The sequence below is a fragment of the Pseudomonas sp. NMS19W genome, assembly GCF_051554255.1.
Taxonomy (GTDB): Bacteria; Pseudomonadota; Gammaproteobacteria; order Pseudomonadales; family Pseudomonadaceae; genus Aquipseudomonas; species Aquipseudomonas kribbensis.
Window position 1 is genome coordinate 5,675,685 of sequence record NZ_CP136718.1, and the last position, 11,741, is coordinate 5,687,425.

At 60.2% G+C, this 11,741-nt stretch carries 9 protein-coding genes and 1 pseudogene; 8 read left to right on the forward strand and 2 right to left on the reverse strand.

Going from position 1 to position 11,741, the window contains the following annotated elements:
* Position 1 precedes the first annotated feature (1 nt).
* Positions 2-673: an N-acetylmuramate alpha-1-phosphate uridylyltransferase MurU gene (murU, locus tag R1A29_RS26100; RefSeq protein WP_438299949.1), complete on the reverse strand. Its 672-nt coding sequence runs from the start codon at positions 671-673 to the stop codon at positions 2-4.
* Positions 670-1,688, reverse strand: a pseudogene (locus R1A29_RS26105) (aminoglycoside phosphotransferase family protein). The gene murU and the pseudogene R1A29_RS26105 overlap by 4 nt, the downstream one beginning before the upstream one ends.
* A 130-nt stretch (positions 1,689-1,818) precedes the next feature.
* Here R1A29_RS26105 and R1A29_RS26110 point away from each other — a divergent pair.
* The 8 genes from R1A29_RS26110 to R1A29_RS26145 all read left to right on the forward strand — a co-directional run bounded on the left by R1A29_RS26110 (position 1,819) and on the right by R1A29_RS26145 (position 11,672).
* On the forward strand, positions 1,819-4,617 hold the full coding sequence (locus R1A29_RS26110) for an LPS-assembly protein LptD (protein WP_438299950.1): 2,799 nt from the start codon (positions 1,819-1,821) through the stop codon (positions 4,615-4,617).
* Complete coding sequence (gene surA / locus R1A29_RS26115; protein ID WP_438299951.1) at positions 4,598-5,914, forward strand: peptidylprolyl isomerase SurA; 1,317 nt, start codon at positions 4,598-4,600, stop codon at positions 5,912-5,914. The genes R1A29_RS26110 and surA overlap by 20 nt, the downstream gene beginning before the upstream one ends.
* On the forward strand, positions 5,911-6,900 hold the full coding sequence (gene pdxA, locus R1A29_RS26120; protein ID WP_438299952.1) for a 4-hydroxythreonine-4-phosphate dehydrogenase PdxA: 990 nt from the start codon (positions 5,911-5,913) through the stop codon (positions 6,898-6,900). Before surA ends, pdxA begins: the two co-directional genes overlap by 4 nt.
* Entirely contained in the window at positions 6,897-7,715 is an 819-nt protein-coding gene (gene rsmA, locus R1A29_RS26125; protein WP_085709219.1) for a 16S rRNA (adenine(1518)-N(6)/adenine(1519)-N(6))-dimethyltransferase RsmA, read from the forward strand. The genes pdxA and rsmA overlap by 4 nt, the downstream gene beginning before the upstream one ends.
* Positions 7,716-7,828: 113 nt before the next feature.
* Positions 7,829-8,209, forward strand: coding sequence for a Co2+/Mg2+ efflux protein ApaG (apaG, locus tag R1A29_RS26130; RefSeq protein WP_085709218.1), 381 nt, complete (start codon positions 7,829-7,831; stop codon positions 8,207-8,209).
* The gene (locus R1A29_RS26135) at positions 8,209-9,090 is read left to right on the forward strand and encodes a symmetrical bis(5'-nucleosyl)-tetraphosphatase (protein ID WP_438299953.1); all 882 of its coding nucleotides are present in this window, start codon (positions 8,209-8,211) and stop codon (positions 9,088-9,090) included. The genes apaG and R1A29_RS26135 overlap by 1 nt, the downstream gene beginning before the upstream one ends.
* A gap of 33 nt (positions 9,091-9,123) precedes the next feature.
* A complete protein-coding gene (gene glpE / locus R1A29_RS26140) occupies positions 9,124-9,453 on the forward strand; it encodes a thiosulfate sulfurtransferase GlpE (protein ID WP_007959911.1) in 330 nt (109 codons plus the stop codon).
* Between the two features lie 296 nt (positions 9,454-9,749).
* Entirely contained in the window at positions 9,750-11,672 is a 1,923-nt protein-coding gene (locus R1A29_RS26145) for a PrkA family serine protein kinase (protein ID WP_438299954.1), read from the forward strand.
* Positions 11,673-11,741 lie beyond the last annotated feature (69 nt).

An 11,741-nucleotide genomic window follows, 5' to 3' on the forward strand; every position in this document is an offset into this window, starting at 1 on the left:
ATCAGCGACTCGCTTCTATCAAGGTTTCGGCCTCAGCCAGACGCTCATGCGTACCGACATCGACCCACTGACCTTTCAGTCGCTCACCGCTGACCTGCCCGTCCGCCATGGCCTTGCGCAGCAACGGTGCCAGTTTGAAGGCGCCGTCCGTGCAGCCGGCGAACAACTGCGGATGCAGCACGGCGATGCCGCTGTAGGTCAGGGTCGGCGAGCCCGGTTGGCCGTCCTGTACCTGATCACCGACCAGACTGAAGTCACCGGTCGGGTGATGGGCCGGGTTGTCCGCCAGCACCAGATGCGCCAGTCCGCTGATCGGCTGGTGCAGGACGCTGAAGTCGTAATCGGTCCAGATATCGCCGTTGACCACCAGGAACGCTTCGTCACCGAGCAGCGGCAAGGCGCGGAAGATCCCACCACCGGTTTCCAGTGGCTCGCCTTCGGGCGAATAACGGATGCTCAGGCCGAATTGCGAGCCGTCACCCAGGTAATCTTCGATCTGCTGGCCGAGCCAGGCATGGTTGATCACGATCTCGCTGAAACCCGCCGCCGCCAGGGCGCGCAGGTGGTAATCGATCAATGGCACGCCAGCGGCACGCACCAGCGGTTTTGGGGTGGTCAGGGTCAGCGGGCGCATGCGCTCGCCTTTTCCCGCCGCCAGAATCATTGCCTTCATGCAGTCGCTCCGCCACGCAGGCTGACCAGCAGCGCCTGTAGTTCTGCGAGCTCGGGACGGCGTGCGATCACCGCTTCTATATAAGCGAAGAAACGCGGCACGTCGGCCAGGTATCGAGGCTTGCCATCGCGGTGACAGATGCGGGCGAAGATTCCGATGACCTTCAAGTGACGCTGCACACCCATAAGGTCGCTGGCGCGCAGGAAGTCTTCGAAGTCCGGCTGTACCGGAATGTTGAGTGCCGTCGCCTGCTGCCAGTAGCTTTCGAGCCAGCCACGCACACGTTCTTCAGTCCAGCTGAGGAAGGCATCCTTGAACAGGCAGGTCACGTCGTAGGTCACCGGGCCGTACACCGCGTCCTGGAAATCCAGCACGCCGGGGTTCGGTTCGCTGAGCATCAGGTTGCGCGGCATGTAGTCGCGGTGCACCAGCACTTTGGGCTGGGCCAGCGCGCTGTCGATCAGCAGATCGCTGACCTGCTGCCATTGTTGCTGTTGGGTCGCGTCGAATTCGATGCCCAGCTCGCGCTTCACGTACCACTCGGGGAACAGTTCCAGCTCACGGCGCAGCAGCGCAACGTCGTAGCTCGGCAGCGGTGCCACCATCGGCAATTGCTGAAAAGCCAACAGCGCCTGCAAGGCATCGCTGAACAATGCGTCGGCATTTTCGCCATTGATCACGTCGAGATAGGTCTTGTTGCCCAGGTCATTGAGCAAAAGAAATCCGCGATCGAGGTCTTCTGCATAAATTTTCGGCACGTTGATACCGGATTTCGCCAGCAAAAAGGCGATATCCACGAACGGTTTGCAGTTTTCCTGGGGGGCGGTGCGTCCATCACGACGAAACTGCGACCGGCGCCTTCCCAACGGAAATAACGGCGGAAACTCGCGTCGCTGCTGGCCGCAGTCAACGTGGCCGGGGGTACGGCACCCCAGCCCTGTTCGGCAAAAAGGGTCGCCAACTGTTCATCGAGCCAAACTTTCAGGTGTTGCAAGCGTACATCTTGGTCAGGCATTGCAAGGGTCTCCGACGGCGCTAGCCGTCAAGCGGGTCATGCTTTATTATCCAGCATCTTTTTCAGACCATCGAGAGGCGTGCGGCCCACACCGCGGGCAGATGGCACGCAGGAAGCCCGGACTAATAAGATGGCATTGAAATCCCCCGCGTTTCGTAAAAAATTTCCGTTGTTGGTAACCGGCAGTCTGCTGGCTATGCAACCTCTGGCCAGTTCATTCGTTGTCGCCGCCGAGCAGTATGACTGCGCGGTCTCGGCTACGGGCGGCTGGGCCTGTTCGCCGAAGACGCCGACGGCGGCATTGCCGCCGCGTCCGGTGCATGACGGCAGCGCTGTCAGCGCTACCGGCCAGGCTCCGGCCGAGAACGGTACGGTTTCGGACTCCGGGCCAAAACCCATGCTGGTCACCGAAGCCAAGGGCCGTGGCCTGAAATCCCGTAGCGAAGACTACAGTCACCTCGACTGGGTTCCGCGCGAGAAGCTCACCGCCGCCCAACTGGCCGAGACAGGTCCTTACTGCTCTGGTTCCTATATCGAACCGATTCGTCCTGGCATGAATGACAAGACGAATAAAAGTGACGCCCCGACCTTCATCGGTGCGAAAGCGTCGCGCTACAACACCGAAGATCAGGTCGGCACGCTGGCCGGTGACGTGGTTCTGCGTCAGGGCAGCATGCAAGTCGAATCCCAGGAAGCGAGCCTCTACCAGGCCGAGAGCCGCGCCGAACTCAAGGGCGACGTGCGCATCCGCGACAACGGCGCGCTGATCGTCGGCGACCACGCCGATGTGCAACTCGACACCGGTGAAGCGAAAGTCGACAACGCCGAATACGTGATGCACAAATCGCGCATCCGCGGTAACGCGCTGTACGCCAAGCGCGCCGAAAACGCGATCATCCGCCTGAAGGACGGCACGTACACCACGTGCGAACCGAACAGCAACGCCTGGCAGCTCAAGGGCAACAACATCACCCTGAACCCTGCCACCGGCTTCGGTACCGCGACCAACGTGACACTGCGGGTCAAGGACATTCCGATCCTGTACACCCCGTACATCTATTTCCCAATCGACGACCGCCGTCAGTCGGGTTTCCTGCCGCCGACCATCGGCACCGGCAGCGACACCGGCTTCATGCTGGTCACCCCGTACTACTTCAACCTGGCACCGAACTACGATGCCACGTTGTACCCGCGTTATATGAGCAAGCGCGGCCTGTTGATGGAAGGCGAGTTCCGTTACCTGACCAAGTCCAGCGAAGGTCAGTTCGGCGCCGCGTTCCTCAACGACGAAGACACCGATCGCAGCAAGCAGAGCGATTACGAAAAAAATCGCTACATGTACAACTGGCAGCACAAGGGTGGTCTCGACTCCCGCGTGTTCACCCAGGTTGACTACACCAAGATCAGCGATCCGTACTACTTCCAGGATCTGACTACCGATCAGATCGGCGTGAAGAGTGCCGACTATGTCAACCAGCAGGGTTCGGTGACCTACCGTGGCGACAGCTACACGGCACGTTTGAATGCCCAGGCTTACCAACTGGCGACCGTTTCGAACATCACACCGTACGACCGTCTGCCGCAGATCACCTTCAATGGTCAGCTGCCGTATCATCCGGAAGGCCTGAACTTCGATTACGAGACCGAGATCGTGCGGTTTGATCGTGATCTGAAAAATGGCGATTTCACTAACGAAGATGGCAGTGTTACACCACGTCTTGACACCAACATTCAGGGGCTGGCTCGTGCCAATGGCGACCGTCTGAACCTGAAACCTGGTGTCAGCCTGCCGATGAACTGGACCTATGGCTTCCTCAAGCCATCGCTCAAGTACCAATACACCCAGTACCAACTGGATCTGGACGGTACCGGTAAATCGCAGATTGCTGCGCAGACTGCCGAACAGGACAAACTCAACGGCACCTTCGACAGCAACCAGAGCCGCGGCGTACCGATCGCCAGCATCGACGGTGGTCTGTATTTCGACCGCAACACCTCCTACTTTGGCAAGAACTACCGCCAGACGCTGGAGCCGCGCATGTTCTACCTCTATGTGCCGAAGGTAGACCAGGAAGACATTCCGGTATTCGATACCAGTGAATACACCTTCAACTACGCATCGCTGTTCCGCGACAACCGCTTCTCCGGCTCCGACCGTGTCGGTGACGAGAACAAACTGTCGTTGGGCGTGACCAGCCGCTGGATCGAAGACGATGGTTTCGAGCGTCAACGCATCAGCGTCGGCCAAGCCTTGTACTTCAAGGACCGCGAAGTTCAACTGCCAGGCATTGCATTCAAGGACCGTGACGACGCGAAAGCCAACGTTTCGCCTTATGCGCTGGAATACGAATACCGCTGGAACCGCGACTGGCGCACCACAGCCGATTACAACTGGGACCCGGACAGCCGCAGCCCCCGTTCCGGCAGCGCGATGTTCCACTACCAGCCTGAAGACAACCCGAACAAGGTGGTCAACGTCGGTTATCGCTATCGTAACGATCAGGTCCGGTTCGACCAGAACACCGGTAAGTGGTCGGTGGGTGGCGGTGACTACGGCACGCCGGGCCAGCCTGGCTACGTGAAGGACTACTACAAGATCCAGCAGCATGACTTCTCGGTCATCTGGCCGATCGTTCCACAGTGGAACGCGATCAGCCGCTGGCAGTACGACTACAACCGCAACCGTACGCTGGAAGCCTTCGGTGGTTTCGAATACGACAACTGCTGCTGGAAACTTCGCCTGATCAACCGTTACTGGGTTTCCTACGACGAATTCAGTCAGGAAGCTCCGCAAAACGAAAAAGGCGACCACGGCGTCTTCCTCCAAATTGTTCTGAAGGGACTCGGCGGCCTGACTGGCGCCAAGGTAGAGAGCTTCCTCGACAAAGGCATCCAAGGTTATCGTCAACGTGAAGACCAAGCTTTCTGATTGTCTGCGCCCGCTGATGCTGGGCGCGCTGTTCCTGGGTACTGCGGCAAACGCCGCAGTACAGTCCATCGATAAGGTTGTGGCCATCGTCGACAACGACGTGGTCATGCAGAGCCAGCTGGATCAACGCGTCCACGAGGTTCAGCAAACCATTGCCAAGCGTGGCGGCGGCTTGCCGCCTCCGGGTGTGCTGGATCAACAGGTGCTCGAGCGCCTGATCGTCGAAAACCTGCAACTGCAGATCGGCGAACGTTCCGGCATCCGCATCACCGATGAAGAGCTGAACCAGGCTGTCGGCACCATCGCCCAGCGCAACAACATGACTGTCGACCAGTTCCGCGCCGCCCTGTCCCGCGACGGCCTGTCCTATGAGGACGCCCGCGAGCAGATCCGCCGCGAAATGATCATCAGCCGTGTGCGCCAGCGTCGTGTTGCAGAACGCATTCAGGTATCGGAACAGGAAGTGAAGAACTTCCTCGCCTCCGACCTGGGCAAGATGCAGCTGTCCGAAGAGCTGCACCTGGCCAACATCCTGATTCCTACCCCGGAAAGCGCCAACTCTGAAGCGATTCAGAGCGCTGCACGCCAGGCGATGGAGGTTTACCAGCAACTCAAGCAAGGCGCTGACTTCGGTCAACTGGCCGTAGCCAAATCCGGCAGCGACAACGCCCTGGAAGGCGGCGACATGGGCTGGCGTAAAGCCGCTCAATTGCCACCGCCGTTCGATCGTGAACTGAGCGCCATGTCGCCGGGCGACATCACTCAACCGGCACGCACTCCAGGTGGTTTCATCATCCTGAAGCTGCTGGAAAAACGCGGCGGCGAAAGCCAGATGCGTGACGAAGTGCATGTGCGCCACATTCTGGTCAAGCCAAGTCCGGTTCGTGACGAAGCCAAGACCAAGGAACTCGTCCAGTCGCTGTATAACCGCATCGAAGCCGGCGAAGACTTCGCCGAACTGGCGAAGAAATACTCGGAAGACCCGGGTTCTGCCCTCAACGGCGGCGACCTGAACTGGATCGACCCGAACGCACTGGTACCGGAATTCCGCGCCGTGATGGCCAAGTCCCCGCAGGGTCAGCTGTCCAAGCCATTCCAGACTCAGTACGGCTGGCACGTTCTGGAAGTCCTTGGCCGTCGCGCCACTGACAGCACCGAGCAGGCCCGTGAACAGCAAGCGATGACCGTACTGCGTAACCGCAAGTACGACGAAGAGCTGCAGACCTGGCTGCGTCAGATCCGTGACGAAGCGTACGTAGAGATCAAACTCCCTGGTGCAGACCAGGCAGCGCAGTGAAACCCAAGCGTTTCGCGCTGACACCCGGCGAACCAGCCGGCATCGGTCCTGACCTGTGCCTGCTGCTCGCCTCGCAAGCCCAGCCACACCCCCTGATTGCCATCACCAGCCGTGACCTGCTCCAAGAGCGGGCCGCGCAGCTGGGGCTGGCCGTCAGCCTGCTGCCCGTTTCGCCCGATCACTGGCCGGACGTTCCGGCACCCGCCAACAGCCTTTACGTCTGGGACACCCCGCTCAGCGCCCCCGTGGTCGCCGGGCAGCTGGACAAGGCCAACGCCGCATTCGTCCTCGAAACCCTGACCCGCGCCGGCAATGGCTGCCTGAACGGCGACTTCGCCGGGATGATCACCGCCCCGGTGCACAAGGGCGTGATCAATGAATCCGGCATCGCCTTTTCCGGCCACACCGAATTCCTCGCCGACCTGACCCACACCGCCCAGGTGGTGATGATGCTCGCCACCCGCGGTTTGCGCGTGGCGCTGGTCACCACTCACCTGCCCCTGCGCGATATCGCCGATGCGATCACGCCGGAGCGACTGGAGCGGGTCACGCGGATCCTGCACGCCGACCTGCAAGACAAATTCGGCATTGCCCAACCGCGCATCCTGGTCTGCGGGCTCAACCCGCACGCCGGTGAAGGCGGACACCTGGGCCATGAAGAAATCGACATCATCGAACCCACCCTGGAGCGCCTGCGCGGCGAGGGCATGGACCTTCGTGGCCCGCTGCCTGCCGACACTCTGTTTACCCCCAAATATCTGGAGCACTGCGACGCAGTGCTGGCGATGTACCACGACCAGGGCCTGCCCGTGCTCAAGTACAAAGGCTTCGGCGCAGCGGTCAACGTGACCCTGGGCCTGCCGATCATCCGCACCTCCGTCGACCATGGCACCGCCCTGGATCTGGCCGGCAGCGGCAAGATCGACACCGGCAGCCTGCAGGTCGCCCTGGAAACCGCCTACCAGATGGCCGAGACCCGTTTATGACCGAGCAATACCAACACAAGGCGCGCAAACGCTTTGGCCAGAACTTCCTTCACGATGCTGGCGTCATCGACCGCATCCTGCGCTCCATCAGTGCCAAGTCCGGTGACCGGATGCTGGAAATCGGCCCGGGCCAGGGCGCGCTGACTGCCGGCATCCTCAATTCCGGCGCACAGCTGGACGTGGTGGAACTGGACAAGGACCTGATCCCGATCCTCAACCAGCAGTTCGCCGGAAAGAGCAATTTCAACCTGCATCAGGGCGATGCGCTGAAGTTCGACTTCAACACCCTGAACGCTGCGCCGAACAGCCTGCGCGTGGTCGGCAACCTGCCGTACAACATCTCCACGCCGCTGATTTTCCACCTGCTGAACAATGCAGGCATCATTCGCGACATGCACTTCATGTTGCAGAAGGAAGTCGTGGAGCGCCTGGCCGCCGGCCCGGGTGGCGGCGACTGGGGCCGTCTGTCGATCATGGTTCAGTACCACTGCCGGGTCGAACATCTGTTCAACGTCGGCCCGGGGGCTTTCAACCCGCCGCCGAAGGTCGACTCGGCCATCGTGCGTCTTGTGCCGCACGCGGTACTGCCGCACCCGGCCAAGGATCACCGCCTGCTGGAGCGCGTGGTGCGCGAAGCCTTCAACCAGCGCCGCAAGACCCTGCGCAACACCCTCAAGCAATTGCTGAGCAACGCTGAAATCGAGGCCGCCGGCGTCGATGGCAGCCTGCGTCCCGAGCAGCTTGATCTGGCCGCATTCGTGCGTCTGGCCGACAAGCTTGCCGAACAGCCCGCGAAAACACCTGCAGCCGACTGACAGGCAAGCATCGCACTCGGGCAGGACGCCGCTCTGGTCTCCTGCCCGATACTTGCCTAGACTCAACTCATCGGCTACCCCCCGCGTCCCGCTTTGTCCTTAAGGCCCTTTGCATGTCTGATCCTCGTTATCAGGTCGATGTCAGTGTCGTTACTCACTACCTGGCAGACCAATCGCAACCCGAGCACGACCGCTTCGCCTTCGCCTACACCATCACTGTGCAGAATAATGGCGAGCAACCCGCCCGGCTGATGTCCCGGCATTGGGTGATCACCGATGGCGACGGGCATGTCGAAGAAGTGCGCGGTGCCGGCGTGGTCGGCCAGCAGCCCCTGATCGATGCAGGACAAAGCCACACCTACAGCAGCGGCACGGTCATGACCACCAAGGTCGGCACCATGCAGGGCAGCTATGAAATGGTCGCCAGTGACGGCAAGCATTTCGATGCGATTATCAAACCCTTCCGCCTCGCCGTTCCCGGAGCCCTGCACTAATGGCGACGTATGCCGTCGGCGACCTGCAAGGCTGCCTCGAACCGCTCAAGTGCCTGCTCAGGCAAGTCGCGTTCAACCCGGCAGTGGACCGGTTGTGGCTGGTAGGCGACCTGGTCAACCGTGGCCCGCAATCGCTGGAAACCCTGCGCTTTCTCTATGGCATGCGTGAGTCGCTGGTCTGCGTCCTCGGCAATCACGATCTGCACCTGCTGGCGGCGGCGAAAAACATCGAGCGGATGAAGAAGTCCGACACCCTGCGCGAGATTCTCGAAGCACCGGACTGCGCCGAACTGATGGAGTGGCTGCGTCAGCAGAAACTGATGCACTACGACGAGCAACGTGAAGTCGCCATGACCCACGCGGGCATCCCGCCGCAATGGTCGCTGCGCAAGGCCCTGAAGTACGCCGAAGAAGTCGAGACCGCCCTGCGCGACGACAATCTGCTCCCGGCCTTCCTCGACGGCATGTACGGCAACGAACCGGCGAAGTGGGACAGCGAACTCAAAGGCGTAGCCCGCCTGCGGGTCATCACCAACTACTTCACGCGCATGCGCTTCTGCACCGCCGAAGGCAAGCTCGACCTCAAGAGCAAGGAAGGTCTGGACACGGCGCCACCGGGCTACAAACCGTGGTTCCAGCACAAGGAACGCAAGACCCGTGGCCTGCGGATCATTTTCGGCCACTGGGCGGCGCTTGAGGGCGATGTCCACGAGCCCGGCATTTCGGCCCTCGACACCGGATGCGTGTGGGGCGGCAGCCTGACCCTGATGAACGTCGACAGTTTTGAACGGCTGTCGTGCAAATGCGACGAACACGGCGGTGTCCTGCCTCCCGTCGCACCATTGATCACCGAATCCTCGCCAGTCAGCGCCCCGCGTTAGACTGGGTTTTCAGCCGAGCCACAGGAACCCGCCATGAGCGAATTCAAACGAATCCCCCCGGAACAGGCCCAGGCCCTGCGCGAGCAAGGTGCCGTGGTGGTCGACGTCCGTGACCCTGCCACATTCGCGGCGCTGCACATCAGCGGCTCGAAGCATCTGGACAATCATTCCCTGCATGCCTTCATCCAGGGCGCCGACCTCGACGCCCCAACCGTCGTGGTCTGCTACCACGGCAATTCGAGCCAGGGTGCCGCGGCATATCTTGTCAGCCAGGGCTTTTCCGACGTCTACAGCATGGACGGCGGCTTCGAGCTGTGGCGTACGACTTTTCCTTCGGAAACCGCGCAAGGCACCTCCGAATAATTTTTTTGTCACGTGCAAGCCCCGGCTCCCGTGGGCTCGCGCAGTGGCAGACGAACGGTCTGCCACAACTAATTACGTATCTCGCCTTTACCTCCCGAATTCCCAACTATCCTTAAGCCCAGGCCATCCAAAACAGGGGAGAGCCGGTACACCGGCGCACGGGTCATCGGGAGTGACTTTCGCGGTTGTCGATCGCGGAGGGGTTCTGGGGGTAAACAACAGCTGCCAAAACAGCTGCTTGCCAGCATCGACTGAGTGATCCGGCGTCGGCTCCACGTATCGAGCGAGGTGACGTCATGAGTATCTTTAGCCACTTCCAACAACGCTTCGAGTCCACACGCCAGGAAGAATTCTCGCTGCAGGAATACCTGGAACTGTGCAAAAAGGATCGCAGCGCCTACGTTTCGTCCGCCGAGCGTCTGTTAATGGCTATCGGCGAACCGGAGCTGCTCGACACCTCGACCAATTCGAGGCTGTCGCGAATCTTTTCCAACAAGGTGATCCGCCGCTATCCGGCCTTTGAAGACTTCCACGGGATGGAAGAATGCATCGACCAGATCGTGTCGTATTTCCGCCATGCCGCCCAGGGCCTCGAGGAGAAGAAACAGATCCTCTACCTGCTCGGTCCCGTCGGTGGCGGTAAATCGTCCCTGGCCGAGAAGCTGAAACAGCTCATGGAAAAAGTGCCCTTCTATGCCATCAAGGGCTCACCGGTATTCGAATCTCCACTGGGTCTGTTCAACGCCACCGAAGATGGCGCGATCCTCGAAGAAGACTTCGGCATTCCCCGGCGCTACCTGAACACCATCATGTCGCCATGGGCCACCAAGCGCCTGGCCGAATTCGGTGGCGACATCAGCCAGTTCCGCGTGGTCAAGCTCTATCCGTCGATCCTCAACCAGATCGCCGTAGCCAAGACCGAACCGGGCGACGAGAACAACCAGGACATCTCCGCGCTGGTGGGCAAGGTCGATATCCGCAAGCTGGAGGAATTCCCGCAGAACGACGCCGATGCCTACAGCTATTCCGGTGCGCTGTGCCGGGCCAACCAGGGCCTGATGGAATTCGTCGAAATGTTCAAGGCACCGATCAAGGTGCTGCACCCTTTGCTGACCGCCACTCAGGAAGGCAACTACAACAGTACCGAAGGTCTGGGAGCGATTCCGTTCACCGGGATCCTGCTGGCCCACTCCAACGAATCGGAATGGCACACCTTCCGTAACAACAAGAACAACGAAGCCTTCATCGACCGGATCTACATCGTCAAAGTGCCGTACTGCCTGCGGGTCAGCGACGAAGTGAAGATCTACGACAAGCTGCTGTTCAACAGCTCCCTGGCCAAGGCCCATTGCGCGCCGGACACCCTGAAGATGCTGGCGCAGTTCACAGTCCTGTCACGCCTGAAGGAGCCGGAAAACTCCAACATCTATTCCAAGATGCGCGTGTATGACGGCGAAAACCTCAAGGACACCGATCCGAAGGCCAAGTCGATCCAGGAATACCGCGACGCTGCAGGTGTCGACGAGGGCATGAACGGTCTGTCGACCCGGTTCGCGTTCAAGATCCTGTCCAAGGTCTTCAACTTCGACCCGCACGAGATCGCGGCCAACCCGGTGCACCTGCTCTACGTGCTGGAACAGCAGATCGAGCAGGAACAGTTCCAGGCCGAGACCCGCGAACGCTATCTGCGTTACCTGAAAGAGTACCTGGCGCCGCGTTATATCGAATTCATCGGCAAGGAGATCCAGACCGCCTACCTCGAGTCCTACAGCGAGTATGGCCAGAACATTTTCGACCGCTACGTGCTGTACGCGGACTTCTGGATTCAGGATCAGGAATACCGCGATCCGGAAACCGGCGAGATCCTCAACCGCGTCGCCCTCAACGAGGAACTGGAAAAAATCGAGAAACCGGCCGGCATCAGCAATCCGAAGGATTTCCGCAACGAAATCGTCAACTTCGTGTTGCGCGCCCGGGCCAATAACAACGGCAAGAACCCGACCTGGCTCAGCTACGAAAAACTGCGGGTGGTCATCGAGAAGAAAATGTTCTCGAACACCGAGGACCTGCTGCCGGTCATCAGCTTCAATGCCAAGGCCAGCAAAGAGGATCAACAGAAACACAACGACTTCGTTACACGAATGGTCGAACGCGGCTACACCGACAAACAGGTACGACTGCTCTCCGAGTGGTATCTGCGGGTCCGGAAATCGCAGTAAAGCAGCTGCAAGCTACAAGCTTCGAGCTGCAAGTAAAAAGCGCATGAGCCTGATGCCAGGGCATATGCC